This window comes from Oleiagrimonas sp. C23AA (genome assembly GCF_011759385.1).
Taxonomy (GTDB): Bacteria; Pseudomonadota; Gammaproteobacteria; order Xanthomonadales; family Rhodanobacteraceae; genus Oleiagrimonas.
Genome location: NZ_JAARLY010000003.1, coordinates 85121 through 111443, shown reverse-complemented (window position 1 = coordinate 111443; position 26323 = coordinate 85121). Strand labels below are relative to the sequence as shown.

The 26323-nt window shown below is 65.5% G+C and carries 28 protein-coding genes; 7 read left to right on the top strand and 21 right to left on the bottom strand.

The genetic code is table 11. The features are described 5' to 3' along the window. Positions 1-2: 2 nt before the first annotated feature. Together HBF24_RS05945 and HBF24_RS05940 are read right to left on the bottom strand one after the other, a co-directional pair. The gene (locus tag HBF24_RS05945; protein WP_167170450.1) at positions 3-1016 is read right to left on the bottom strand and encodes an N-acetylornithine carbamoyltransferase; all 1014 of its coding nucleotides are present in this window, start codon (positions 1014-1016) and stop codon (positions 3-5) included. Between the two features lie 327 nt (positions 1017-1343). Beyond that, the gene (locus HBF24_RS05940; RefSeq protein WP_167170447.1) at positions 1344-1883 is read right to left on the bottom strand and encodes a glycine zipper 2TM domain-containing protein; all 540 of its coding nucleotides are present in this window, start codon (positions 1881-1883) and stop codon (positions 1344-1346) included. A 333-nt stretch (positions 1884-2216) separates the two neighbouring features. Between HBF24_RS05940 and cysS the strand changes: the two genes are divergently transcribed. After that, positions 2217-3596: a cysteine--tRNA ligase gene (gene cysS / locus HBF24_RS05935; RefSeq protein WP_167170444.1), complete on the top strand. Its 1380-nt coding sequence runs from the start codon at positions 2217-2219 to the stop codon at positions 3594-3596. 45 nt (positions 3597-3641) lie between these two features. Further along, a complete protein-coding gene (locus HBF24_RS05930) occupies positions 3642-4079 on the top strand; it encodes a SufE family protein (protein ID WP_167170441.1) in 438 nt (145 codons plus the stop codon). Positions 4080-4259: 180 nt separating this feature from the next. Here HBF24_RS05930 and dksA read toward each other — a convergent pair whose 3' ends face one another. Continuing rightward, on the bottom strand, positions 4260-4751 hold the full coding sequence (gene dksA, locus HBF24_RS05925; RefSeq protein ID WP_167170438.1) for an RNA polymerase-binding protein DksA: 492 nt from the start codon (positions 4749-4751) through the stop codon (positions 4260-4262). A 106-nt stretch (positions 4752-4857) separates the two neighbouring features. Between dksA and HBF24_RS05920 the strand changes: the two genes are divergently transcribed. Next, the gene (locus HBF24_RS05920; RefSeq protein WP_167170435.1) at positions 4858-5283 is read left to right on the top strand and encodes a hypothetical protein; all 426 of its coding nucleotides are present in this window, start codon (positions 4858-4860) and stop codon (positions 5281-5283) included. Positions 5284-5375: 92 nt separating this feature from the next. Next, positions 5376-5654 carry a membrane protein insertion efficiency factor YidD gene (gene yidD / locus HBF24_RS05915; protein ID WP_167170432.1) on the top strand — a complete coding sequence of 93 codons (279 nt, stop codon included), beginning with the start codon at positions 5376-5378 and terminating at the stop codon, positions 5652-5654. 124 nt (positions 5655-5778) lie between these two features. Here the strand turns inward: yidD and folE2 are convergent, their stop codons facing one another. The 7 genes from folE2 to efp all read right to left on the bottom strand — a co-directional run bounded on the left by folE2 (position 5779) and on the right by efp (position 11482). Then, entirely contained in the window at positions 5779-6729 is a 951-nt protein-coding gene (gene folE2, locus HBF24_RS05910; RefSeq protein WP_167171375.1) for a GTP cyclohydrolase FolE2, read from the bottom strand. A 139-nt stretch (positions 6730-6868) separates the two neighbouring features. Next, complete coding sequence (locus HBF24_RS05905) at positions 6869-7711, bottom strand: squalene/phytoene synthase family protein (protein ID WP_167170429.1); 843 nt, start codon at positions 7709-7711, stop codon at positions 6869-6871. Further along, positions 7708-8385, bottom strand: coding sequence for a phosphoglycolate phosphatase (gene gph, locus HBF24_RS05900; protein ID WP_167170426.1), 678 nt, complete (start codon positions 8383-8385; stop codon positions 7708-7710). The genes HBF24_RS05905 and gph overlap by 4 nt, the downstream gene beginning before the upstream one ends. Further along, on the bottom strand, positions 8382-9086 hold the full coding sequence (gene ubiG, locus HBF24_RS05895; protein ID WP_167170422.1) for a bifunctional 2-polyprenyl-6-hydroxyphenol methylase/3-demethylubiquinol 3-O-methyltransferase UbiG: 705 nt from the start codon (positions 9084-9086) through the stop codon (positions 8382-8384). Before ubiG ends, gph begins: the two co-directional genes overlap by 4 nt. 72 nt (positions 9087-9158) lie before the next feature. Beyond that, positions 9159-9413, bottom strand: a complete 255-nt coding sequence (locus HBF24_RS05890; protein ID WP_167170418.1) for a YciI family protein — start codon at positions 9411-9413, stop codon at positions 9159-9161. A 9-nt stretch (positions 9414-9422) separates the two neighbouring features. Further along, positions 9423-10757, bottom strand: a complete 1335-nt coding sequence (locus tag HBF24_RS05885) for a TRZ/ATZ family hydrolase (RefSeq protein WP_167170414.1) — start codon at positions 10755-10757, stop codon at positions 9423-9425. 158 nt (positions 10758-10915) lie between these two features. Then, a complete protein-coding gene (gene efp, locus HBF24_RS05880; RefSeq protein WP_167170412.1) occupies positions 10916-11482 on the bottom strand; it encodes an elongation factor P in 567 nt (188 codons plus the stop codon). An 85-nt stretch (positions 11483-11567) separates the two neighbouring features. Here efp and epmB point away from each other — a divergent pair, with 85 nt between their 5' ends. Together epmB and HBF24_RS05870 are read left to right on the top strand one after the other, a co-directional pair. Further along, a complete protein-coding gene (gene epmB / locus HBF24_RS05875) occupies positions 11568-12584 on the top strand; it encodes an EF-P beta-lysylation protein EpmB (protein WP_167170409.1) in 1017 nt (338 codons plus the stop codon). Between the two features lie 108 nt (positions 12585-12692). Beyond that, positions 12693-14753, top strand: coding sequence for an EAL domain-containing protein (locus HBF24_RS05870; protein ID WP_167170406.1), 2061 nt, complete (start codon positions 12693-12695; stop codon positions 14751-14753). 310 nt (positions 14754-15063) lie between these two features. Here the strand turns inward: HBF24_RS05870 and rplS are convergent, their stop codons facing one another. The 8 genes from rplS to HBF24_RS05830 form a co-directional block, all read right to left on the bottom strand. Continuing rightward, positions 15064-15453 (bottom strand): 50S ribosomal protein L19, encoded by a 390-nt coding sequence (gene rplS / locus HBF24_RS05865; protein WP_167170403.1) that lies wholly within the window; start codon positions 15451-15453, stop codon positions 15064-15066. 18 nt (positions 15454-15471) lie between these two features. Then, a complete protein-coding gene (trmD, locus tag HBF24_RS05860) occupies positions 15472-16248 on the bottom strand; it encodes a tRNA (guanosine(37)-N1)-methyltransferase TrmD (RefSeq protein WP_167170400.1) in 777 nt (258 codons plus the stop codon). Between the two features lie 48 nt (positions 16249-16296). Next, on the bottom strand, positions 16297-16815 hold the full coding sequence (gene rimM / locus HBF24_RS05855) for a ribosome maturation factor RimM (RefSeq protein ID WP_167170397.1): 519 nt from the start codon (positions 16813-16815) through the stop codon (positions 16297-16299). After that, positions 16815-17075, bottom strand: a complete 261-nt coding sequence (rpsP, locus tag HBF24_RS05850; protein ID WP_167170394.1) for a 30S ribosomal protein S16 — start codon at positions 17073-17075, stop codon at positions 16815-16817. Before rpsP ends, rimM begins: the two co-directional genes overlap by 1 nt. A gap of 204 nt (positions 17076-17279) precedes the next feature. Further along, on the bottom strand, positions 17280-18662 hold the full coding sequence (ffh, locus tag HBF24_RS05845; protein ID WP_167170391.1) for a signal recognition particle protein: 1383 nt from the start codon (positions 18660-18662) through the stop codon (positions 17280-17282). 41 nt (positions 18663-18703) lie between these two features. Further along, positions 18704-20065: an alpha/beta fold hydrolase gene (locus HBF24_RS05840; protein WP_167170388.1), complete on the bottom strand. Its 1362-nt coding sequence runs from the start codon at positions 20063-20065 to the stop codon at positions 18704-18706. A 43-nt stretch (positions 20066-20108) separates the two neighbouring features. Beyond that, complete coding sequence (locus tag HBF24_RS05835; RefSeq protein ID WP_206064212.1) at positions 20109-20756, bottom strand: SdpI family protein; 648 nt, start codon at positions 20754-20756, stop codon at positions 20109-20111. Then, positions 20756-21043, bottom strand: coding sequence for an autorepressor SdpR family transcription factor (locus tag HBF24_RS05830; RefSeq protein ID WP_167170383.1), 288 nt, complete (start codon positions 21041-21043; stop codon positions 20756-20758). The genes HBF24_RS05835 and HBF24_RS05830 overlap by 1 nt, the downstream gene beginning before the upstream one ends. Before the next feature lie 122 nt (positions 21044-21165). Between HBF24_RS05830 and ccsA the strand changes: the two genes are divergently transcribed. Further along, the gene (gene ccsA, locus HBF24_RS05825; protein WP_167170382.1) at positions 21166-21963 is read left to right on the top strand and encodes a cytochrome c biogenesis protein CcsA; all 798 of its coding nucleotides are present in this window, start codon (positions 21166-21168) and stop codon (positions 21961-21963) included. A 119-nt stretch (positions 21964-22082) separates the two neighbouring features. Here ccsA and radA read toward each other — a convergent pair whose 3' ends face one another. The 3 genes from radA to HBF24_RS05810 all read right to left on the bottom strand — a co-directional run bounded on the left by radA (position 22083) and on the right by HBF24_RS05810 (position 26170). Then, positions 22083-23480 carry a DNA repair protein RadA gene (gene radA / locus HBF24_RS05820; protein WP_167170379.1) on the bottom strand — a complete coding sequence of 466 codons (1398 nt, stop codon included), beginning with the start codon at positions 23478-23480 and terminating at the stop codon, positions 22083-22085. Positions 23481-23567: 87 nt separating this feature from the next. After that, a complete protein-coding gene (gene alr, locus HBF24_RS05815; protein ID WP_167170377.1) occupies positions 23568-24647 on the bottom strand; it encodes an alanine racemase in 1080 nt (359 codons plus the stop codon). A gap of 122 nt (positions 24648-24769) precedes the next feature. Continuing rightward, complete coding sequence (locus HBF24_RS05810) at positions 24770-26170, bottom strand: replicative DNA helicase (protein WP_167170374.1); 1401 nt, start codon at positions 26168-26170, stop codon at positions 24770-24772. Positions 26171-26323: the final 153 nt, after the last annotated feature.

The following is a 26323-nucleotide window of genomic DNA, read 5'->3' as shown; positions in this document are numbered from 1 at the left end:
CGTCAGCCCTGGCCGGCCAGCATGGCCATGATGGCCTTCTGCACGTGCAGGCGATTCTCGGCCTCGTCGATGGCGATGCAGGCCGGCGAATCCATCACCGCGTCGGTAGCCTTCACGTTGCGGCGCAACGGCAGGCAATGGCTGAACAGCGCGTGGTCGGTACGCGACATCTTGGCCTCATCGACCATGAAGTGCTTGTGCGCCTCGCGAATCGGCTTTTCCTTTTCCCACTGGCCAAAGTAGGGAATGGCGCCCCAGCTCTTGGCGTAGACCACGTGGGCGCCCTCGTAGGCTTCGTCGACATCGTGGCTCATGCGGAAACTGCCGCCGGTGGCCTCGGCATTGGCGTGGCCGATATCCATGTAGCGCTCATCCAGCGCGTACTCGGGCGTGGGGCACAGCAGCGTCACGTCCATGCCAAAGCGCGTGGCGATGGTCAGCGCCGAGTTGGCCACCGCCGTGTTCAGCGGCTTGGGGTGGTAGGTCCAGGTCAGCACGTACTTCTTGCCGCGCAGGTCGGTGGTGCCGAAATGCTCCTGCAGCGCCATGATGTGCGCCATTTCCTGGCACGGATGGGTGATGGTTTCCATGTTGATCACCGGCACCGTGGCGAACCTGGCGAATGCCTTGAGCACGGTGTCCTGGCGATCGACCTGCCAGTCCTGGAACTTGGGAAAAGCACGCACACCGATCAGGTCGACATAGCGGCTGAGCACGCGCGCCACTTCGGCGATGTGCTCTTCGGCATCGCCATCCATCACCGACCCGATCTCGAATTCGATCGGCCAGGCGTCCTTGCCCGGCGACAGAACAATCGCCTTGCCACCCAGCTGATGCGCGCCCAGCTCGAAACTGGTGCGCGTGCGCATCGATGGATTGAAGAACAACAAGGCGATCGACTTGCCGGCCAGCTGCTGGCCCTGCTTCGAACGCTTGAAGACAGCGGCCTGATCGAGCAGGGCGTCCAGATCGGCGCGACTGAAATCCTGGGTGTTGAGGAAGTGGCGAAGGCTCATGGCAAATTCCGAAAGGCGAAAACAAAAAAACCCGGCACAAGGCCGGGTTTTTCGTCGATGGGCGTTGAACGCGTGCGACAGCCTACCCGGCCGGATGCTCGGTCTCCGGTCGGCGCGCACGCGAGGTCATGCCAGCGGCCATGTAGGCGCTGGTGACAATCTCGGCGGCGGCGGGTACGGCGACGTTCATCGGTCGGTAAAGGCTTGAGAATTTGGATCGAGCGAACAATGACACGCTTGCTGGCGCGCTGCAACAAGCTTTTGGCATAACGGTGATTGACGCCAAGCCAGGCCGCCGGGCCTGGCTCTGTCTTCCTGAGGCCCGGCTCAGTCGGCCGGCGTCACGCTGACGCGAACACGCAAGCGCTCGCCCGGATCGTAGTTCAGGCGCGACATGAACACCTGGCCGCGGTAACGGTATTCCACGTCGTAGCCATCGACGCGACGCTCATGGCGCACGGCGGTGACATCGTCGCAACGTGTACGCGTCGTCTCGTAGCTGCGGTCGCCGCTGGAGGCGCGATTGCCGATGGCACCACCGGCCACCGCGCCGGCCACCGTCGCCGCGCGACGGCCGTCACCCTTGCCGATGGTATTGCCCAGCACACCACCGACCACCGCACCGAGGATGGTGCCGGCCGTGCTGTTGCCACGATCCTGATGCACCACTCGCTGGTCGTAGCAATCCTGCACCGGGCGCTCCACGCGCACGGTGCGGTACACCGGATCGACGCGCAGCACGTCGGCCCAGCCGTAATGCACATTGTCGCCAACGGCACCTGGCGGAGGCGGGGGCGGACCCTGCTGGGCGGCCGCCGTGACCGAGATGAACATCAAACCGAGAAGGGAAAGGACAGTCTTGCGCATGATTTCCTCTGCACCGAGCACGAAGAAGGTACTCATTTACGGTCGCGATTACATCAAATTCACACTGAATACACGCTTTAGCCTTCACGCGCGGCCAGCATGGAGCGATGGCACCTGCTCGCCATCACCCGTGCTTCTTGAAACGCATACCGGCCAAAAAGCGTTGACCGTGACAGCCCCGATGTTGACGCATCCGGCGCGCGATCCAAGCCACCGCGCGGCCCCGGGCTTTAGGCGCGATTCACGCATCGGCCCTCCACACCGCGATGCCACGCGCAATCTTGCTACCATTTGGCGCTTGCCCCGCAGCCGACGACGACACCCAAGCGCGCCATGCCGATTCGCCTCTACAACAGCCTCAGCCGCCGTACGGAAACCTTCACGCCACAGGACCCCGATCGGGTCACCATGTATGTGTGCGGGCCGACGGTCTACAACTATGTGCATATCGGCAATGCGCGTCCGCCGGTAGTGTTCGACGTGCTGGCGCGGCTGCTGCGTCGCCACTTTCCGAAGCTGGTCTACGCGCGCAACATCACCGACGTCGATGACAAGATCAACGCCGCCGCGCAGCAGCAGGGCGTGGCCATCGGCCAGATCACCGGCCGCTTCGCCCAGGCCTATCGCGACGACATGGATCGCCTGGGCGTGCAACGCCCGGACGTGGAGCCCACCGCGACCACGCATATCGATGCCATCATCGCGATGATCGAGCGTCTGATCGCTTCTGGTCATGCCTACGCCGCCGAAGGCCACGTGCTGTTCGACGTCGGCTCCTACGCCGATTACGGCAAGCTCTCCGGACGCTCGGTGGACGAGATGATCGCCGGCGCACGCGTCGAGGTGGCGCCCTACAAGCGCAACCCGGCCGATTTCGTGCTGTGGAAACCCTCCTCGCAGGAACTGCCCGGTTGGGACAGCCCGTGGGGCCGCGGCCGCCCTGGCTGGCACATCGAATGCTCGGCGATGAGCGCCGCTCACCTGGGTGACACCATCGACATCCATGCCGGCGGCATCGACCTGCAGTTTCCGCATCACGAGAATGAAATCGCGCAGAGCACCTGCGCCCATGGCGGTGCGACCTTTGCCCGCTACTGGCTGCACAACGGCATGCTCACCTTCGACGGCAAGAAGATGTCCAAGTCGCTGGGCAACGTGCTGGTGCTGCACGAGCTGCTCGACCAGCACCCGCCGGAGGTACTGCGCTTTTTGCTGCTGAAAGCGCATTATCGCCAGCCGCTGGACTGGTCCGATGCCGCGCTGACGCAGGCCAGGCGCACTCTGGATGGTTGGTACGGCGTGCTGCGCGAACTGGACGATGTCCCGATCGACATGCACGCGCTGCACGTGCCCGAGGCGGTGGAGTCAGCGCTGTGCGACGACCTCAACACGCCGCAGGCCTTCGCCGAACTGGCGCGCCTGGCCGATGCCGCGCGCCAGGCAAAGGGCGAGGATCGCGTGCGGGCCAAGGCAAACCTGCTGGGCGCGGGCATGGCCCTTGGTCTGCTGCAGGATGCACCATCGGTCTGGTTCGATCAGGGCAAGGATGAGGTCGATGCCGCTCGCGTCGAGGCCTTGCTTGCCGAGCGCACAAAGGCGCGTGCGGCCCGTGATTTTGCCCGCGCCGATGCTATCCGCGACGAACTGGCGGCGATGCAGGTGGTGATCGAAGACAGCGCCGAGGGCACGCGCTGGAGCGTGGCACGTGGCTGAACGGCAGCGCTGAAAGTGGGGTCCGGTCTGGGCGATAATGCCCCGATGAACGATACCTCCCCGCAAGGCGCCGCCGCGGCGCAGACCGAAATCGCCGAGGAATTTGCCTTCTTCGGCGACTGGACCGAACGCTATCAGTACCTGATCGACCTGGGACGCCAGCTGCCGGAATTCCCTGATGCGCTCAAGCGCGAGGAATTCAAGGTGCACGGCTGCCAGTCACAGGTGTGGCTGGTGCCCGAGGGCGATGCGCAATGCCTGACCTTCAAGGCGATCAGCGACTCGTCCATCGTCTCCGGACTGATCGCGCTGATGCTGCGGGTGTACTCGGGCCGCTCGGCGCAGACCATTCTGGATACCGAGCCGACCTTCGTCAGCGACATCGGCCTGGCCAAGCACCTGTCACCGACCCGCTCCAACGGCCTGCTGGCCATGCTGAAAACGGTCAAGACCTACGCCGCCCAGGCGCTGGCCAAGGGCTGAGCGAGCAAAACGCCAGACACGCCAACGGCGCCGAGCACCCGTCTGAGGTGGTCGGCGCCGTTGGCGTGTCGATCAGATCGCGTCGATCAGATCGTCAAGGCTTGCCGCATCGGCGCGACAACAGGCGCCCATGTTGCAGGCCACCGTACGCACAGTGCGTACGGTGGAGACCTTCCCTGATCAGTCGCCCATCTGTTTTTGCAGGTGCTCGCGACGCTCCTGGGCATCCAGCGACAGCGTGGCGATGGGACGGGCGTCCAGCCGTTCCAGACCGATTTCCTCGTCGGTCTCATCGCAGAAGCCGTAGCTGCCTTCCTCGATGCGACGCAAGGCTTTGTCGATCTTGCTGATCAGCTTGCGGTAGCGGTCACGGGTGCGCAGTTCCAGCGAGTTTTCAGTCTCGCGGGTGGCGCGTTCGGCTTCATCGCCGACATCGCGCACTTCATCGCGCAGGTTGTCCATGGTCTGGCGCGATTCTTCCACCAGTTGCTCACGCCAATGGCGAAGCTTGGCGCGGAAGTAGGCCAGGTGCCGCGGGTTCATGTACTCCTCGTTGTCCTTGCTCGAGGGGCGGTAACCGGCCGGCAGTTCGATCTCCACCGTGGAAGGCAGCGCGTAGCGGCCGTCTTCCTTGGTGATACCAGGTTCGTTGTTGGATGCGACGATAGCCATTCGAGGACGTGCGTGTTTCTCGTGCGTTGTGGGATGACCGCCGGAGCTGGCCGCCTTGGCGGCGCCGACTCCGTTGGCCGTGCTTGCGCCGGTGGCCGCTGGAGCCTTGGCCGGACGCGATGATGTCTTGCTGGCCGCGCTCTTGGCGGGCGTCTTGCCGGCCGCCTTCTTGGCCGGAGGGGCCTTGCTGGCGGCTTTTTTCGAATCGGCCTTGCTGGCGGCGGCTGCCTTCTTTATCGGCGCCTTGGCTGCCTTCTTCACTGCCGCGTTCTTGGCGGACGCCGATTTGGCCGGAGCCTTGCTGGCGGCTTTGCTTGCCGCTGCGGTCTTGCTGGCGACCGGCTTGGCCGATGCGGCCTTGACGCTCACCTTGTTTGTACCGCCGGAACGCGTGCTGTTTCCCGCTTTTTCCGGCATGGCTTGCTTACCCTTGGCAGCGGTGTTGCCCTTCTGCCCTGTGGCTCGAGCGGTACTGCGCGTGGACTTCGCCATTTCCGTTTCACCATTGTGGCTTGGCGGCCGGGTGTTATAGCCTAGTTCGGCTACACCAGCAACCACCTTGTCTCTCCCAACCGACGCCCCTCGCACCGGTTTCCTTGCGGCCTCAAGCGCCCATCCTGGCACGTGACCCGATTCCTGCTTCTACTGCTGTCCGTCTACAAGCGGCTGATCAGCCCGCTGCTCGGGCAGCGTTGCCGATTTCACCCTACCTGCTCGGCGTATGCACGCGTCGCGGTAGTGCGCTTCGGCCCCTTGCGTGGCGCCATTCTCGCCGCCTGGCGCCTGATGCGATGCCAGCCGCTGTGCGATGGCGGCATCGATCCGGTGCCCGACACTTTCACCTTTGTGAGCTGTCGCTGCAAGCATGACCAAGCGCACGGCCCGGGCATGAACGAAGACTGAGCCCCACGCCGCCGGCGCGCATTGCGATGCATCAAGCATTCAGCGCGCGGAAACAGACAAGGCGCCACGTGGGCGCCTTGCTGGATGGACCTGGATGTAACGTCGGCGATCATCGTGCCGGTCTTCAAAACGCGTCCGCGCCCAGGCCGCCATCGACACCCTTGCTGGCATAGGCCACCGCATCGTGCGGATGCAGGCTTTCCTGGTGCTCGACGCGCACGGCAAAGTCGACAATGCGCTCGTCCTGCCCCAGCGTCTGCTGAATGCGCCGAGCCGCGTCCTCGCAGAACATCAGGTTGCCACCGTTGGCCAGCGCGAAGGCCTGTTCGTCCTCGCGCTTGACCGCCGTCTGCACCGGCGTGCCCAGGCTCTGCTCGACCTGGTCGAGCAGTTCCTCGATATGAAACTCGAACCCTGGGCCCAACTGCAGGCGCAGGCTGGCGATGCTGCGCTGGGCGTGCGGCGTGGCGACGATGCCCTGCTCGCTACCCAGCCAGGCCAGAATCGCCTCGCGATCCAGGGCCTGACCTTCCGCAAAATCGCTGGCGAACTGCTGCTGGATCATCTGCCGCGACAGCGCCGCCGAGGCCGGACAGGTCGACGAATAGGTCACTTCGGTGGACAGCTCCAGGGTGAACTCCTGGCCCTGCATATGCGCGGTCAGCGTCACCGGATAGGTGCGCCAGCCGCTGTTGTCGCTCTTCAGCGCCGCACGACGCACCAGGTGATCGTAGCGGATGCGCAAGCGCGCACGATCGGAGAGGTCGGCATGCGAGTCGAGAAAGCCGCGCAACAGCTGGCGCAGCATGCGCGGCGTCAGCGTCTGGGCCGACAGGGCCTGATCGACCATCAGATACAGGCGCGACATGTGGATGCCACGGGCATCGGCGCGGTGCAGGTTGACCTGCGCATCCACGCGCGCGGCCATGCGCTGGATCTGGCCGTCGGCGTCGGCAACCAGGACCGGCGCCTCGATACCGGCCATGCCGACCCAGTCCAGTGCGCCGGCCACCTGGGCCCGCGCCTGCGAGGCGACATCCGGCATGCTGCGCGCGGTGTTGTCATTGCTCGACATCATCGAACTCCCATACTGCGGCGGGCAAGGCAGGCGCCCACCGTCAAAACTTGCGAACCCTACGCGATGTGGGGCCGAACTGGCGCCGCTCAATGGCGCGCGCCGAGAAACGCTGCGTTCGTGCGCAGCGCATGACGCCTCAGCGCTGCGCGGCGCGCGCCTGGCGCGTGGCTGACCAGGCCGCAAATGCCGTGGCCGGACCACCTGGCTGGGCGAGCCGTTCGGACAGCGCGGCCAGCGGATCGGCCTGCCCTCGCGCCTTGCCGGCCACACGCGTGTCGACCCGCGCCTGCAGGCCACGGAACACCGACAGCGGCCCCGGCTGCGCCCAGGCCTTGCGATAGGCGCCACGCAAATCGGTCAGCTGCGCGCGCACCGCCTCGCGTCGCGCCGGATTGTCCGACTTCAGCCCTTCCCTGTTGAGGTCATGCCGGGCCAGCCGCGCCATGGGCAAAGCCAGGCGTTCGCCATCGACAGAGCGTTCCAGCTGCGCGGTCATCGCCAGCACATGGCCAAGCGTGGCCATGCGCGCGGCCCGCGAAGCATCGGCCCCGGCACCAAACCACCACGCGGTTTCCAACTCGGCCAGCGCGCCGTGGAAGGGCTCGGCCTGGGCCAGCTGCGCGTCGAAATCACTTGGCGTGGCCTGATCGAAATGCCCTTGCGCGGCCAGCACCGGCGCCAGCCATTGCTGCGCCTGCACCCGGTTCGCACGCTCGCTGGCAAACAGCGCCCGCACCAGCGGATGACGGCCGCCACTGGCTGCGGCACCAGCCAACTCTTCGGCCCACCAGTTGAGCTTGGTCTGCGCGACATGGGTTTCGCTGATGCCATAGGCCGCCTCGATCAGCTCCTGCTCGAACGCGGCCAGCGCCACATGCGCATCGCGTTCGGCCGGGTCGACAAAGGCCAGCGCCACGCGCATGGCCGGACGTGCCGTCAGCCATTTGTTGACGAAGCTTTGCAGCGCGACATCGTTCATGCGGCTACCTCGGTCTGCAGCAGGGCCAGCAGCGCCTGCGGCGTATCGACAACCGCCTCGGCGTTCCAGCTGTGCGGATCACCGCCATCCAGATAGCCCCAGGACACAGCCACCGCCGGCATGCCGGCGCCATGGCCGGCGATCACGTCGCGCGCATCGTCGCCGACATACACGCACTGCGCGGGTGTCAGGCCAATCAGCTCGCAGGCATGCAGCACCGGCGCCGGGTCCGGCTTCTTCACCGCCAGCGTATCGCCGCCAACGATGCACGCCGCGCGCGAGGCCAGCCCCAGATGCTCAAGCAGCGGGCGGGCCAGCCATTCGGGCTTGTTGGTGACCACGCCCCAGGCGATGCCGCGTGCTTCCAGCGCCGCCAGTACGGTATCAACGCCGTCGAATATACGCGTGTGCGTGGCCAGGGCTTCGGCGTAAAGGGCAAGAAAACGCGGCACGCGCGCTTCGATGGCGGCTGGCTCATCGTGCACAAAGGCCACGCGCAGCATGGCGCGCGCGCCCCGCGACACCACTTCCCGCACGGCGGCAAAGGCCGGCGCCGGCACACCTTCCTCGGCGCATTGCGCGGCCAGCGCGGCGTAAAGATCCGGCGCGCTGTCCAGCAGCGTGCCGTCCAGATCGAACAACACGCCGCGCAACGGTTGGGGCCAATCCATCATGCGCTCTTGCGTGCCGCGATCACGTAATTGACGGCCGTCGAATCGGTCAACCAGGCCTTGCGACTGACCGGGTTGTAGCCCAGGCCGCGCACTTCTTCCAGCTCCATGCCCAACTGACGCAGCGGTCGCGCCAGCTCCGAGGGCTTGAGGAACTGCGCGTAATGGTGCGTGCCACGCGGCAGCAGTTTCATCAGGTACTCGGCACCCACGATAGCCGCACCAAACGCGGCCGGGGTGCGGTTGAGCGTGGACACGAACAGCTGCCCGCCGGGCTTGAGCATGGCTACCAGGTCGGCCAGCAAGGCCTGCGGATCGGGCACATGCTCGATCAGCTCCATGCAGCACACCGCATCGAAACTTTCCGGCTCGGCGGCGGCCAGCTCGGCCGATGACTGCACGCGGTAATCGACCTTCAGGCCCGACTCGTGCAGATGCAGGGAGGCCACGTCGATCAGCGCCTGCCCCATGTCGATACCGACCACATCGGCACCGGCGCGCGCCAGCGCCTCGGAGAGCAGACCACCACCGCAACCGACATCGGTCACGCGCGCGCCTTTCAGCGTGCAGCGATCGGCGACAAACTGCGCGCGCACCGGATTGAGATCGTGCAGCGGGCGCGACTCGCCGTCCGGATCCCACCAGCGCGCGGCCAGTTTCTCGAAACGGGCAATTTCCTCGGGGCTGACGTTGGCAGTTTGCATGAGCGTTGGAATACCTGGATGAAAACGTAAGATCGGCGCCGGGCGCGACGGCTGGCGCGGCAAGCACCTATTCTACTCGGCCTGCCAGGCGTGCACCGAGACATCCGAGCAGGCGTGCACGTGCAGCGGATCGCCATGCGCGATGTGCCGGGCCAGCTCCAGGCTTTCGGCACGCAGCAGATAGGCACCACCGGTACCGTCGCCGAAGGGCCCAGCCAGCTCCAGCTGTCCTTGCTGGCGCAGCTCGGCCAGAAAGCGTCGATGCGCCGGCACCAGGGCCTGGTCGAACGTGGGCCGGCGCATTAGCAGCACCAGAAAGCGCGCCATGGATTTGCCTCAGATGGCGCCGATGCGCTGGCCCCAGGCCCGCGTGCGGTCGGCCAGCTCACCCTCGTCGATATCCACCAGCGCGCGATCGGTCAGCTTGCGCTGACCGGCAATCCATACATCGCTGACCTGGTGACGGCCGGTGGCGTAGACCAGCTGCGAGCGCACGTCGTACAACGGCAGCGATTCGAGCTGATCCATGCGCACCGCGGTCAGGTCGGCCTGCTTGCCGGCGACGATGGAACCCACTTCATCGCCCAGCCCGATGGCGCGGGCGCCATTGAGCGTGGCCGCGCGCAAGGCGAAGGCCGCGCTGAAGGCGGCCGCGTCGCCTGCCACCGCCTTGGCCAGCTGCGCGGCGGTACGCATCTCACCGAACATGTCCAGATCGTTGTTGGACGAGCAGCCGTCGGTGCCGATGGCCAGGTTCACGCCGGCCTTGCGGAACGCCTCGGCCGGGCAGAAACCCGACGCCAGCTTGAGGTTGGATTCCGGGCAATGCACCACCGACACGCCAGCCTCGGCACAGGCGTCGATCTCGGCCTGGTTGACGGCCACCATGTGCACGGCGATCAGGCGGTCGTTGACCAGGCCCAGCTTCTGCAGACGCTGGAACGGGCGCAGACCGCTCTCGGCCACGCCGTCGTCGACTTCCTTCTGCGTCTCGTGCGTGTGCAGATGCACCGGGATATCCAGCTGATCGGACAGCACGCGGATACGCTCGAAGCTGTCGTCGGACACCGTGTACGGTGCATGCGGCACGAAGGCGGTGGTTTGCAGCGGCGCATCGCGCAGACCGTCGTGCGTTTCCAGCGCGCGCTCGAAATATTCGTCCCGGGTATTGGCCCACGGCGTCGGGAACTCGATCACCGGCAGGCCGACCACGGCGCGGAAACCCAGTCGGCGATAGGTCGCGCCAATGGTATCGGGGAAGAAATAGTTCTCGTTGGCACAGGTGGTGCCGCCGCGCAGCATTTCGGCCACGGCCAGCTCGACGCCATCGCGGATGAACTCCGGTCCCATCACCTTGCCCTCGATCGGCCAGATGTGATCCTTGAGCCAGGTCATCAGTGGCAGATCATCGGCGACACCACGCAGCAGCGTCATCGGGTTGTGCGTGTGCGCATTGACCAGGCCCGGCATCAACACGTGCTCGGGCAGGCTCACCGTCTCGCGCGGCTGAAACCGCTGGCGCGCCTCGGCCACGGGCAGCACGGCGACGATGCGCTGGCCATCGACGACCACGGCGTGGCCTTCCAGCACGGTGTCATCGGGCTCGATGGGCAGCACCCAGCGTGGCTCGATCAGCAGGTCAACTAAGGTGCGTTCGCTGGATTCGGACATGCTTGCAGCTCCTTGGGATGCATGAGTGCCGATGGCAGATGGCACAAGCGCCCACGAAGGGCGCTCATGGCGGGCCGATGGCGCCGCACCAGCGGCCCGCCGACCGTCTGGCACGCGGGGCGGCACCGGGCCACCCCATCGTCGTACTGAAAGCGCGCTTACTTCACGCGCGAGACGTATTCACCCGAACGCGTATCGACACGGATGATCTCTTCCTGGTTCACGAACAGCGGCACACGCACCACCGCGCCGGTTTCCAAGGTGGCCGGCTTGCCGCCACCACCGGAGGTATCGCCGCGCACGCCCGGATCGGTCTCGGTGATCTTCAGCTCGACGAAGTTGGGCGGCGTCACCGACAGCGGCGTGCCGTTCCACAGCGTGACCACGCAATCTTCCTCGCCCTTCAGCCACTGTGCGGCATTGCCGACGGCGGCCTTGTCGGCCTGGTGCTGCTCGAAGCTGGTCGGTTCCATGAAGTGCCAGAACTCGCCGTCCGAATACAGGAACTGCATGTCCGTATCCATCACGTCGGCGCCTTCCAGCGACTCGCTGGCCTTCAGGGTCTTTTCGACCACGCGCTCGTTCTTCAGGTTGCGCATTTTCACGCGGGTGAAGGCCTGGCCCTTGCCGGGCTTGATGAAGTCACAATCGACAATGGCGTACGGGTCGCCATCCATCATGACCTTCAGGCCGTTCTTTACATCATTCAGTCCGTAGCTGGCCATGCGTTGGCTCCCATACGAAAAAGCCGCGCGCGGCGGCTACAATGGACGATTCACCGACACCCGAAGCGCCGGTCCTAAGCCCCTTATGATAACCGCAAGCGAAGACAACGCGCAGCCTGTTGCAGGCGCCACCGGTGACTGGCGCCAGTTGTGGCGCGAATCGGTCACCGATGCCCGCCAGTTGCTGGCTCTGGTCGGGCTGTCGCATCTGGCCGAGCGCCTGCCCGAGAACGATGCCGGCTTTGCGCTGCGCGTACCGCGTGGCTTCGTCGCGCGCATGCGCCATGGCGATGCCAACGATCCGCTGCTGGCACAGGTGTTGCCGCAGTTGGCCGAAACCGAGATCGCCCCCGGCTTCAGCGTCGACGCGGTCGGCGACATGGATGCGCGCTCGGCGCACGGGGTGCTGCACAAATACCACGGCCGCGCGCTGTTGATTGCTTCGGGCAGCTGCGCCATCAACTGCCGCTACTGCTTCCGCCGGCACTTTCCCTATGGCGAGGAAATCGCCGCCGCCGCGCGTTGGCGCGAGGCGCTCGATTACGCGCGCCAGCACCCCGAGGTCAGCGAGCTGATCCTCTCCGGTGGCGATCCCTTGTCGCTGGCCACGCACAAGCTGCGCGAACTGACCGACGGCCTGGCCGAGGTGCCCCACATCACCCGCTTGCGCATTCACACGCGCCTTCCGGTGGTGCTGCCCGAGCGCATCGAAGCCGATCTGCTGAACTGGCTGCAAGCCTTGCCGCAACAAGTGGTGGTGGTACTGCACGCCAATCACGCCAACGAATTCGACGCCCGTGTGCGCCAGGCCTGCGCGCAACTGCGCGAGGTCGGCTGCCACCTGCTCAACCAGTCGGTGTTGCTGCGTGGCGTAAATGACAGCGTACAAGCACTGGAAGCGCTGTCCGAGGCCCTGTTTGCCGCCGGCGTGCTGCCCTATTACGTGCACCAGCTGGACCGCGTGCAGGGCGCTGCGCACTTTGAAGTGGACGATGCACGCGCCCTGACACTGATCGACGGCCTGCGCCAGCGCCTGCCCGGTTATCTGGTGCCACGACTGGTGCGCGAAGTGGCCGGCGACGCCTCCAAGCGCCCGCTGTAGCTGGAAAAGGCACGTCGAAAGGAGTACAAACAAGGCTTTGCTGCGCCCACCTTCGGGCGTGGCCGCCTGCGCCCTGCGGCGCTGCCCCGACGACGCCTGCCGTGCCGAATGAAGCAAGATAACGTCATACGCATCCTGTTCGTGGAAGACTCGATCGAGGATGCCGAGCAAGTCATCAGCCTTCTGCGCAATCACGGCATTGCCGTGCGCCCGTCCCAGGCCACCAACGAAGCGCAGCTGGAAGCCATTCTCGACGAGCAGGCGCCGGACCTGGCGCTGCTCAACCCCGATACGCGTGACCTGGACGCGGCCGCCGTGGTGCGCCACCTGGACGCCACCGGCAAGGACTTCGCCCTGGTGGCGCTGGTCGATGTGATCAATGATGACGTGCTGGCCAGCATGTTTGCGCTGGGCATCCGCGCCGTGGCTACACGAGGCCGTGAACAGCAAGTGCTGCTGACCGTGCAGCGCGAGTTCGAGTGGCTGAGCACGCGCCGCCAGGTGCGCAAACTGGAAGCCTCGCTGCGCGAATGCGAACGCCGTTGCGATGCGCTGCTGGACTCTTCGCGCGACCCGATCGCCTACGTGCACGAAGGCATGCACGTACGCGCCAACCGCGCCTATCTGGAGATGTTCGGCTACGAGTCGTTCGACGACGTGGAAGGCCTGACCCTGCTGGACATGGTCGCCTCCAAGGACGCCGATACCTTCAAGGCCCTGCTCAAGCGGCTGGCGCGCGGCGAGAAGCCGCCGCAGCGCGTGGAAGTGACCGCACAGCGCGCCGACGGCAGCCAGTTCGACGCGGTGCTTGAGTTTTCCCAGGCCAGCTTCGAGGGCGAGGCCTGCCTGCAGATAGTGTTCCGCCGCCAGTTGGTCGACCCGGCCGTGGCCGAGCAGCTGCAGCGCGATCTGGTGACCGGCCTGTACAACCGCGGCCACATGCTCGAACTGATCGACCAGGCCGTGGCCAAGGCGACCGAAGGCGTCACCAGCCAGGCCTTGCTGCTGATCGAGCCGGACCACTGGCCGCAAACAGTGGATGCGATCGGCCTGGCCAACGCCGATGCCTTGCTCAACAGCCTCGCCCAGCGTATCGGCGACGGGCTGGGAGAGGATGACTTCGCCGGCCGCCTGGGCGACCACACACTGGGTGTGATGCTGGTCGGGCATAGCGACGAACAGGTTCGCACCCTGGTCGAGCATATGCAGCTGCATGTCACCGAGCACCTGTTCGACGCCGGCGAACACTCCATCAGCCTGACGCTTTGCATTGGCGGCAGCCTGTTGGGCGAGAAGAACGCAAACACCCAGCAACTGCTCGAGCAGGCCTCCGCCGCACTGCGCAGCGCGCAGACCCAGGGCGCCAACCATCACCAGTTGCATGACCCAGCGGCACGGGAAAAGGAAGATGCCGCGCGCGAACGCGGCTGGCTGGCGCAAGTCACGCAGGCGCTGGCCGACGGCAGTTTCGTGCTGTACTACCAGCAGGTGGTCAGCCTGCAGGATGCCGAAGGCGAATTCCACGAGATTCTGCTACGCATGAACGGGCCCAATGGCGAAGTGCCTCCCAGCTATTTCCTGCCCGTTGCGGAAAATCACGGACTGATGCCACAGATCGACCGCTGGGTGATTTCCCGCGCCATCGACATGCTGCGTCAGCGCGAGAGCGAGGGCCAGACCTGCACATTGTTCGTGAAGGTGACCGCCGAAACCATGCAAGACCCCAGCCTGCTGCCCTGGCTGACCCAGCGCATGGGCGAAGCAGCCATCCGCCCGCACGCGCTGGTACTGGAATGTCCGGAAGCAAAGGTGCTGACGGGGCTGAAGAGCGCGCAGAGTTTCGTCGCCACTCTGAAGCGCCTGGGCATCGACTTTGCCCTGGAACAATTCGGCTCGGGCCTGAACTCGTTCCAGGTGCTCAAGCACATCGACGCCGACTATCTGAAGATTGACCGCAACTTCATGGCCGCCCTGCCCCAGCATGCGGACAATCAGGCGCGCATCCGTTCGATCTGCCAGCAGGCCCGCGAGTCGGGCAAGCTGACCGTGGCCGAGTGGGTGGAGGATGCCGCCAGCACCTCGCTGCTGTTCGCCTGCGGCGTCGACTTCGTGCAGGGCAACTTCCTGCAGGAGCCGGAAAAGGTGATGGCCCTGGACGTGATCATCTGATCAGGCCCCTGCCCAAGCGTGTCGGCCACCGCGATCAGTGGCAATACGCGCGCGCCCTCCCGTGGTCACGCCCCTGCTCTGCCGGTGAGCCCCCACGACGCACAGGCCCCCGGCGCGCGGGACGGTGCCAGCGCACAAGGCATAGCACTTTATATCCGACTCGCCAGACCCGGCCATCGATTCAACAGTACAAGATACCCGTTGGACAGACACGCCAAAGCGCACGGCACCTTAGGCGCCATGCGCTTGACCTGGATACTGCTTGAAACCCGGAGCCTCGCGCTGGGCGAAGCCCCGTACCGCGTCGCGCTTACTTGCGCGCGGCGGCAGCAGCTTCCTTCGCAGCCTGGGCGGCGGCGATGTCTTCCTTGATGCGGGCAGCCTTGCCTTCCAGACCACGCAGGTAGTACAGCTTGGCGCCGCGCACCTTACCCTTGCGCTTGACCGACACCGAGTCGATCAGCGCGCTGTGGGCCTGGAACACACGCTCCACGCCGGTGCCGTGCGACATCTTGCGCACGGTGAAGGACGAATGCAGGCCGCGGTTGCTCTTGGCAATGACGACGCCCTCGAACGCCTGCAGGCGCTCACGGTTGCCTTCGGTCACCTTGACGTTGACCACCACCGTGTCACCCGGGCCAAAGTCCGGCAGCTGGCGGGTCATCTGCTCGGATTCGAACTGTTCAATGATCTTGTTCATGGCACACCACCGATGTTTTCAGTCCTGGGGCCCGGTCTTGGCCTCAAGTCGTTGGGCCGCGAGATATTCGCGGCGAAATTCCTCAAGCAGCGCGCGGGACTCTTTGTCCAGTGCGCGCCGCGCCAGCAGGTCCGGTCGGCGCAACCAGGTCCGCCCCAGCGACTGTTTCAGGCGCCAGCGGCGAATGGCCGCGTGATCACCCGAAAGCAGTACCGGCGGCACCGCCCCCAACGCATGCTCAACCGGCCGCGTGTAGTGGGGGCAGTCCAGCAGGCCATCGGAGAACGAGTCCTGCTGCGCCGACTGCGCGTCGTTCAACGCGCCGTCCTGCAACCGGCCGACGGCGTCGATCAACACCGCTGCGGCCAGCTCGCCACCGGACAACACGTAGTCGCCGATGGATAGTTCCTCGTCGACTTCATGCGCCACAAAGCGCTCGTCGACTCCCTCGTATCGCCCGCAGAGCAGGGTAATGCGCGGCCTGGCGGCCAGCGACTCGACCTTTTTCTGCGTCAGCCGCGGTCCCTGCGGGCTGAGGTAAATCACATGCGCCGGTGCGTCGGACGCTTCACGGATCGCCCCCAGTGCTTCGCGCAGGGGATCGATCAACATCACCATGCCGGGGCCGCCACCACAGGTGCGCTCGTCCACGGTACGGTAATTGTCGTGGGCAAAATCACGCGGGTTCCAGGTTTGCACCTGAAGCAATCCGCGCTTTCGCGCCCTTCCAACCACGCCGACGTCGGCCGACTGGTTGATGAAATCCGGAAACAGCGTAATGACGTCGACGCGCATGGTTCAAAGCTCGTCGGCGGTCAGGCCGCCTCTCCTCCGGCGCTTGCCTTAGAAGTCCGGATCCCAGTCCACTTCCATGCGACCTTGTTGCAGGTCGATGGACAGGACATACACGTCGCGCACGAACGGCACCAGGATCTCCCGGTCGCCATCACGCACCACGATCACATCGTTGGCGCCGGTGGCAAACAGGTGATCCACCTTGCCCAGCACGTGGCCTTCGCGATTGACGACCTCGAGACCTTCGAGATCGAACCAGTAGAAGGCACCGTCCTCGGGCGCAGGCAATTGATCACGCTCGATCAGGATATCGCTGCCCATCAGGGCGGCGGCCTGCTCGCGGTTCTCGACGCCTGGCAGCTGGGCCACAAGCCCCTTGCCCTGCGCCCTGCCCTTGATGCCGCGCACCTGACTCGACGCTTTGCCCGGCGCTGCGCTTAGCAGCCAGGGCTGGTAGTCGAAGATGCGCTCGCGTGGCTCGGTCCAGGATTCAAGCTTGACCTCGCCACGCACGCCGTACACCCCGACGATGCGCCCCATGCGGACGCGCCGTACGGGATCGGACATTACGCAGCCGCCTTGGCCTGCTTGTCCGCTTCCTTGAACAGGGCACGGACCTTGTCGGTCATCTGGGCACCCTTGCCGACCCAGGTCTGCACCTTGTCGACGTCCAGCTCCAGACGCTTGTCGTTGCCAGAGGCAACCGGGTTGTAGAAACCCACACGCTCGATATTGCGGCCATCGCGCTTGTTGCGCTGGTCGGTCACGACGATGTGGTAGAACGGACGGCCCTTGGCGCCGCCGCGCGCAAGACGAATCTTCACCATGATCTTAAAACTCCGATTTGCCGGGGCACCGGCAGTCGCACGCGACGGTGCGTGGTAAACGCGGCATTTTAACGGAAACTGCGGAAAAAGAAAGGCCTTTGGCGCAATAAAACGCTCGCGCAGGGTCCGCCGCGCCCCATCCCCTGCGTGAAGGCCCCGGCACCCGGCCCGGAAGCGGGCGCCGTGCACGAGAGTATGCACCCTTTAGCGCATCGGCGGGAAACCGCCGCCCATGCCACCCATGCCCTTCATGGCGCCACGCATCTGGCGCATCAGGCCCTTGCCGCCGCCCTTGCCCAGTTTGGACATCATCTTGGACATCTGCATGTGCTGCTTGAGCAGACGGTTGACGTCGGCCGGCTGCGTGCCCGAGCCACGGGCCACGCGCGCCTTGCGCGAACCCTTGAGCAGATCCGGGTGGCGACGCTCCTGCTTGGTCATCGAATTGATGATGGCGATCATGCGCCTGACCTCGCCATCGTTGACCTTCGACTTGACCGCATCAGGCAGGCCCGAGACACCCGGCAGCTTGTCCATCAGGCCGGCCAGACCGCCCATGTTGACCATCTGCTCAAGCTGCTCGCGCATGTCGTTGAGGTCAAAGCGCTTGCCCTTGACCACCTTCTTGGCCAGCTTCTGCGCCTTGTCGCGATCGACCTTGCGCTCCACCTCCTCGACCAGCGACAACACGTCGCCCATGCCGAGGATGCGCTGCGCGACGCGATCGGGATGGAACGGTTCCAGCGCATCGGTCTTCTCGCCGGCGCCCAGGAACTTGATCGGCTTGCCGGTGATGTGCCGCACCGACAGCGCGGCACCACCACGGGCGTCGCCATCGGTCTTGGTCAGCACCACGCCGGTCAGCGGCAGCGCCTCGGCAAACGCCTTGGCGGTGGTGGCCGCGTCCTGACCGGTCATGGCATCGACCGTGAACAGCGTTTCGATGGGCGAGATGGCCTGATGCAGGGCCTTGATCTCTTCCATCATCTTTTCGTCGACATGCAGACGACCGGCGGTATCGACGATCAGCACATCGCACAGCTCTCGACGCGCGGCCTCGACCGCAGCGCGCGCGATCGCCACCGGGTCCTGCCCGGCCTGCGAGGGGAAAAAGTTGACGCCGACCTGGCCGGCCAGGGTCTGCAGCTGGTCGATGGCGTTGGGACGGTACACGTCGCAGCTGACCACCATCACCTTCTTCTTCTGGCGTTCCTTCAGAAGGCGTGCCAGCTTGGCCACGGTGGTGGTCTTGCCGGCGCCCTGCAGGCCCGCCATCAACACGATGGCCGGCGGCTGCGTGGCCAGGTTGAGCTGCTCATTGGCCTCGCCCATGACCGCGGTCAGCTCATCGCTGACCACCTTCACCAAGGCCTGGCCCGGGCTCAGGCTGGTCAGCACCTCCTGACCGACGGCACGCTCCTTGACGCGGGCGATCAGCGCCTGCACCACCGGCAGGGCCACGTCGGCCTCGAGCAGGGCGATGCGCACTTCGCGCAGGGATTCCTGGATATTTTCCTCGGTCAGCCGTCCGCGGCCACGCAGGCGCTGGACGGTACCGGAAAGGCGTTGGCTGAGCGATTCAAACATGGATCGGCAGGTATCAAGACGTTAATCGGTGGATCATTCTATCAGAGCGCACGCCCGGCACGCTTTGGCGCCGGCGGCTGGGTTTTGATCCAGTCAGCGATGGCGTCGATCACCCCAGGCGCCACATGGGCCGGCCGCATGTAATCGGCCGCATTGCCGGTCTTTCCCGCCGGCATGAATAGATGGCTCAAGCCGTCAAAGCGGCGAAAGCGGACGTGTGCGCGTCCGGCCATCGCCGTTTTCCAGCGCGCAAAGTCCTGCGTGGGCGAAACCTGGACGTCGGCCCCGCCCTGCACGATCAACAGCGGCATGTGCAGCGAGCGCGCCACCGCCACCTGATGATAACCATCAAGGCTCAACCAGTAGCTTTGCGGAGCGCCCATGAACGGCTTTTTCGGCGGATGCGCCGGATCGGCCTTTTCAAGCAGACGACGCTCATGATCGATGCCCGCCTCGGCCGACTTCAGCTGCGCCGATGAAAGCCCCTGCTTCGGCCCCAGGGTACGCGTCTGCTCGGCGAGCACGTCCAGCAGCGAACGCGCCGGGGCGGCCAGCAGCACCAATCCGGCCAGGCCAGGCATGCGCTGACCGATACGCGGCGCCATCATCGCGCCCAGGCTGTGCCCGACCACAAAGATACGCCGCCGATCCACCTGCTCGTTGGCAGCCAGTTGTCGCAATGCGGTGACCGCGTCATCGGTCACTTCGTCGTCGATGGTCAGGCGCGTGTCCTGCTCGGACTTCACCGGGTAGACATAGGTGCGTTTGTCATAGCGCAACGAGGCAATGCCATGCGCCGCCAGCCCCCTTGCGATATCCATGAACGGACGATTGGGACCGATGCGCTCATCGCGGTCGTGCGGTCCGGACCCGCCGACCAGCACCACGGCGGGAAACGGGCCCTTGCCACGCGGCAGGGTCAACAGCGCCGGCAACGGCCCCCACGGCGAGGCTACCTGCGTCGGCTGACTGCTGCCCCAGGGCCCCGAAGCCGGCTTGGGCGCATGCTCGACGTCATCGGGCGCAGGCGATTTGCCGGGCAGGAATCTGAAGCCGGAGATCGCGCCGGCGTCATCACAGGCCACCCGCATATGCAGCCAGCCGTGCTTAAAGTGCAGCGGCGTGACCACCACGCCATCGGGCCCTTGTTTGGCCACCTGCCCGACAGCTGCCGGGTCATAGGCACCAAACTGGTTGGGCAACGCGGTTTCCCACACCTGGCGCAGGCGCTTGACGGTAACCACCGCATGCACGCGAGCATCGAAATGACTCACCGCCCCTGCGTAATCGTGCTTTTTCAGCGCCTGCAAAAGCGCGCTGGAGCGCTGCATGCATGGTGGCGGCGCCGCCAGTACCGGCGCCGAGACCAGCAAACCCAAAGCCAGGTACGCCAAACGCTTCATCTGCTCTCTCCCGTCAAAAAAGGCCGGCGACGCCGGATGTACCTCACCGCTTGGCCTTGCCTTCCAGGCGCCAGTAGACAAAAAAGGAGTACAGCGCCGGCAGCAAAGCCGCCGCGATAATCAACGCAATTGCCACACCAAGCGGCAAGCCCATCAGGGTGCCCACCAGTACCAACAGCCCTGCCGCCATGAATACCCACCCGCCGGCACGGTGGGTGCGCTCCCAGGTCGCCTCGCTGGCAAGCGTCCACGGCGTGCGAATGCCGACGAAGAAGTTCTTGCGCAACTTGCCCATGTAATTGCCCAGCACCATCAGCAGCACACCCACGGCCAGTATCGCCACTCGCGGCACCGACACGGCATGCCCCGCGGCGGAGATCAGGGTGGCCAGCCCCACCACCAGGACCAGCGCCTGCGTGGCCAGCATGATCAGCACGAACACCCGGCCGAACGGACGAATCTCGAAGCGACGCGGTGAAATCTTCGGCAGCAGCACGGTCAACGCCGCCAGCAACGCCACCATCGCCGCCGGAAACAGCGCCGCCCATGGCCGCGTCCACAGGCCATTGATCTGCCCGTGCGCATTCCAGTGCACCGGCACCCGCGCCGGCAGTTGCGGATACAACCACAGCGCCGCGACGGCGGCGATCACCACAAACAACCCCGACACCCACATGCCTTGACGTTGCATCACTGGCCTCCGGCCTCGCGGCCACCTGCGTTGAACACATCCAGCACCATGCGCGTGACCTCCTCGACCACGGTGCTGTTGAGCGAATAGACGATGTACTGGCCGCGGCGCTCGGTGCGCACCAGGTCGGCACGCTTGAGCACGGCAAAGTGATGCGACAGCGAGGCCGGCGTGATGTCGAATGCCTCGCCAATCTCACCCGCGCTCAAGGCGCCACCACGCAGGCGCTTGAGAATGGCGCGTCGCGTCGGGTCGGCCATGGCCTTGAATACGTCCTGCTGTCGCATGTGTGCCGCCGCATCTGCCACTGCATCGTCGATGCGTAGATATTTAGGCAAATATCTAAATATTGCAAGTAGGCCGCGTTGCCGCATTCCCGCATGCCAGGTGCTGTGCCACACTTAGCACCATGTCACTCGCCCTTCCAGCCGCCCTCGCCATCGTTCTTTATCTGGCCGCTGCCGGCGCGCTGGCCCGGCCCCTGTTGAGCGGCCGCAAGCCATTGAGCGGCACCGCGCTGAGCATGGCCACCGTCGCCGTGCTACTGCACATTGGCGTGCTGCTGGGCATGCATCGTGGCGCGCTGGACCTGCACTTTTTCGCGGCCCTTTCGCTGGTGGCCTGCGTGGTCGCGGCAATGACGCTGCTGATGAACATGTCGCGCCCGGTGGCCGGACTGGGTGTCATCGTGTTTCCGCTGACCGCCCTGCTGCTGGCGGTGGATTCGTTCCTGGCACCGCCCACGCACCCGATGCCGATGGACTGGCAGATCAAGCTGCACGTCACCGTGGCGCTGCTGGCCTTTGGCGTGCTGTCGATCGCCGCGGTGCTGGCCATTTTGCTGGCGGTGCAGGAGCGCGCATTGCGGCGCAGCAACTTTGGCCCCTGGCTGCGCGCGCTGCCGCCGCTGACCATGACCGAAGGCCTCTTGTTCCGGCTGATCCATGCCGGCTTCACCCTGCTCACGCTGACCCTGGTCACCGGCATTGTCTTCGTGCACAACCTGTTCGGTCAGAACCTGCTGCAGAAAACCGTACTGTCAGTGATCGCCTGGCTGGTGTTTGGCGCCCTGCTCTGGGGCCGCTGGAAACACGGCTGGCGCGGTCGCCGCGCGGTCAACCTCACGCTTACCGGCATGGCCGTGCTGGTGCTGGCCTTCTTCGGCTCGAAATTCGTGCTGGAGATGATCATGCACCGGCCGATGTGAAAGGGCGAGAAGTGAGAAAAGAGAAGTGAGGAGTGAGAGCGGCACCTTGCCGCCCGCAGCCTAACCCACGCCAGCGCGCTTTCTCTCACTTCTCACTCCTCTCAACTCACTCCTCGCCCTCAAATGCAGGCATCGATGGCCTCGGCCAGGCGTTCCACGGCTATCACCTGCATCTCGCCCACCTTGGTTTTCTTCGGCGCATTGGCCTTGGGCACGATGGCGCGCTTGAAGCCGTGCGTAGCCGCTTCCTTGAGGCGCTCTTCGCCGTTGGGCACGGGCCGGATTTCGCCGGAAAGCCCGACCTCGCCAAAAGCGATGGTCTGCTCCGGCAAGGGCCGGTCGCGCAGGGATGAAAGTACCGCCAGCAGCACCGGCAGATCGGCGGCTGTTTCCTGCACGCGAATGCCGCCGACCACGTTGACGAACACATCCTGATCATAGGCGGCCACGCCGCCATGGCGATGCAATACCGCCAGCAGCATGGCCAGGCGGTTCTGCTCCAAGCCCAGCGCGACACGGCGCGGATTGCCCAGCGAGGACTGGTCGACCAACGCCTGCACTTCCACCAGCAAGGGGCGCGTGCCCTCACGGGTCACCATGACCGCGCTGCCGGGGGTGGGCCCGGAATGAGTGGACAGAAAGATGGCCGAAGGATTGGGCACTTCGCGCAGGCCCTTGTCGGACATGGCGAACACGCCCAGCTCGTTGACCGCGCCGAAACGGTTCTTGAAGGCGCGCAGCACGCGGAAACGGCTGCCCGATTCGCCCTCGAAATACAACACGGCATCGACCATGTGTTCGAGCACACGCGGGCCGGCGATGCCGCCCTCCTTGGTCACATGACCCACCAGCAGCACGCTGGTGCCGGTTTCCTTGGCGAAGCGCGTCAGCTTGGCCGCCGATTCGCGCACCTGACTGACCGAACCGGGCGCCGCGGTCAGCTGCTCGGTCCAGATGGTCTGGATGGAGTCGACAATCAGCACGCGCGGGCGCTCGGCCACGGCCTGTTCCAGAATGCGCTCGATGCAGGTTTCGGCCAGCGCCTTCAGCGGACCCAGTGGCAGGCCCAGGCGCTGCGCGCGTGCGGCCACCTGCGCCAGCGATTCCTCACCGGTCACGTACAGTCCGGCCAGCGCCTCGCCCAGACTGCCCAGCATCTGCAGCAGCAAGGTGGACTTGCCGATGCCCGGATCACCACCAATCAGCACCACCGAACCGTCGACCAGACCGCCGCCGAGCACGCGATCCAGTTCGCCGATGCCGGTCAGCGCACGCGATTCGGCCGTGGCCGCCACCTCGGTCAGCGCGGTCACCCGTGGCGCGCCCGTGGCCTCGCCAGCGTAACCGCTGCGACGCGCACCGACGCTTGCCACCGCCGATGGCGCGGGCTGCACCACGAACTCGCTCAACGTGTTCCAGGCGTGGCATTCGGCGCACTGGCCCTGCCACTTGTTGTGCTCGGCGCCACAGTCGCCGCAGACGTAGACGGTTTTGCTTTTGGGCTTGGCCTTGGCCATGGAGGTCCTTGGAAGCGTGGAAGGGCTCGGCGAATGCATCAAGCCTAGCCGATGCCCGTCGCAACAGGCGATACGCGCCCCTGGAGTTTAGCCGTCGTCCTCGACGAACAGCACGCGTCGGGTCATGCCGCAGGTCAGCTCGTAGCTGATGGTGCCGGCCTGATCGGCAATGTGCTCGACGGGAAGCTGCGGCCCCCACAGCGTGACCGCATCACCCACCGCCGCCTGCGGGACCTCGCGCAGGTCGATGGTGACCAGATCCATCGAGACACGCCCGATGATCTCGGCGCGATGGCCATGGACCAGCACCGGCGTGCCCGATACCGCGCTGCGCGGATAGCCGTCGCCGTAGCCGATGGCCGCCACGCCCACCGGCATGTCCTCGGGTGCCTGCCAGGTGGCGGCGTAACCCAGCCGCTGCCCGGCTTTCAGGCGATTGATGGCGATCAGCCGCGTGGCCAGACTCATCGCCGGGCGAAACCCGAAATCCGCCCCGGTCTGGCCTGCGACCACGGAAAGCCCGTACATCAGACCGCCGACGCGCAGCCAGTCGCCGCGCGCGGCCGGCCAGCCGAGCACCGCCGCGGAATTGCTCAGCGCACGCGGGCCGGGCAAGCCGTCGGTGGCCTGCCTGAAGGCGGCGATCTGTTGCGCGGTCAGCGCGTTGTCGAATTCGTCGGAGGCGGCAAAGTGGGTCATGAACACCACTTCGTCATGCACCGCCGGCATCGCCGCCAGTTGCGCGCGCACCTCGGCCACGCGTTCGACCGGAAAGCCCAGCCGGTGCATGCCCGAATCGACCTTCAGCCAGACCCGCAGCGGCTCGCCGGCGTCGGCCTTGAGCCAGTCGAGCTGACTGTCGTGATGGATCACCGCCTCAAGCTTCAGCCGGCGCATCTCGGCAAGATCGGCGGCGCTGTCCGGGCCCGACAGCACCACGATGCGCTGATCGTGACCGGCCGCGCGCAGGCGCAAGCCATCGGCGATCGCCGCCACGCCGAAGGCATCGGCGCCGGCCAGCGCCCGCGCCACGCGCTCCAGCCCGTGACCGTAGCCATCGGCCTTGACCACCGCCATCACCTTCGCCTCACCGGCCATGTCGCGGATGCGCGCCAGATTGTGGCGCAGGGCGTCAAGGTGAATAGTGGCGGTGGCGAGGCGGCTCATGCGGGGTTGGTCGGGAAGCGGAATTGGGGAATGGAGAATGGAAAAGGCGGTCGGGCTTCGTTGACGGTCAAGGCGTTGCCTGACGCCGACGCCCTATTCCGGACGCCCATTCCCCACCTGGCTCACTCAAAGGCGCCGGAGAACGATTCGGGCGCGTAGTTCTCGAACTTGGTGAAGTGGCCCAGGAAGGTCAGCTTCACCGTGCCGGTGGGGCCGTTACGCTGCTTGCCGATGATGATTTCGGCCAGGCCCTTGTCCGGCGATTCGGGGTTGTAGTACTCGTCGCGATAGATGAACAGGATCACGTCGGCATCCTGCTCGATGGCGCCCGATTCGCGAAGGTCGGACATCATCGGACGCTTGTCGGCGCGCTGCTCCAACGAGCGGTTGAGCTGCGACAAGGCGATCACGGGTACATTGAGCTCCTTGGCCAGCGCCTTTAGTCCACGCGAAATTTCTGAAATTTCGGTGGCGCGATTCTCCTTGTTTCCGGGCACCTGCATCAGCTGCAGGTAATCGATCACGATCAGGCCCAGTTCGCCGTGCTCGCGCTGGATGCGGCGTGCGCGCGAACGCAGGTCCACCGGCGACAGCGCCGGCGTGTCATCGATGAAGATCTTGGTTTCCGACAGCATGGTGATGGCCGAGGTCACGCGCGGCCAGTCTTCCTCGGCCAGGTCACCGGTACGCAGGTGCTGCTGGTGAATGCGGCCCATCGAGGAGATCAGACGGAAGGCCAGCTGCGAGGACGACATCTCCATCGAGAAGATGATCACGCCCTTCTTGCTGCGCATGGCCGCGCTCTCGGCGATGTTCACCGAAAAGGCGGTTTTACCCATCGACGGACGCGCCGCGACAATGATCAGGTCCGAAGGCTGCAGACCGGCGGTCATTTCGTCCAGATCATCAAAGCCGGACGGGATACCGGTGAGCTTGCCACGGTTCTCGTAGCGGTGATGCAGGATGCGGAACGCCTCCTTCACCGCATCGCGCATCGACACCGATTCCTTGCGCCCGCGCGAGCCGGCCTCGGCGATCTTGAACACGCGCTGCTCGGCCGTTTCCAGCACCTCCTGCGTGCTGCGACCTTCGGGGCGATAGCCATCATCGGCAATCGAGGTACCGGCGTCGATCAGCTGGCGCAACACCGATTTCTCGCGCACGATATCGGCGTAGGCGCTGATATTGGCGGCGCTGGGCGTGGCGTTGGCCAGCTCGATCAGATAGGCCGAGCCGCCAATGGCCTCGGCCAGGCTGTTGCCTTCGAACCACTCGCCCAGGGTCACCGCATCACACGGCATGCCCTTGCTGGAAAGCTCGTTGATGGCGCGATAGATCAGGCGATGGTCGCGGCGATAGAAGTCTTCCTCGACCAGCTTGTCGGCGACCCGGTCGAACGCCTCCGGCGACAGCATCAGGCCACCCAGCACGGCCTGCTCGGCCTCGATGGAATTGGGCGGCACGCGCAGCGTGTCGGTCTGGGACGGACGTGATTCCTGATTGCGGTCGGCAAACGCGGCCATGTGATACCCCGGCAGATTCAAAAGCCATGATACGCATCGGCCGGCACTCGCCATAGAGGCAAGCCCCGCGCCGGGCGGTGTCGCCGGCAACGACACCACAAACGAAACGGGCGCCACAGCGGGCGCCCGTTCGCAAACACTTGTACGTGCAAG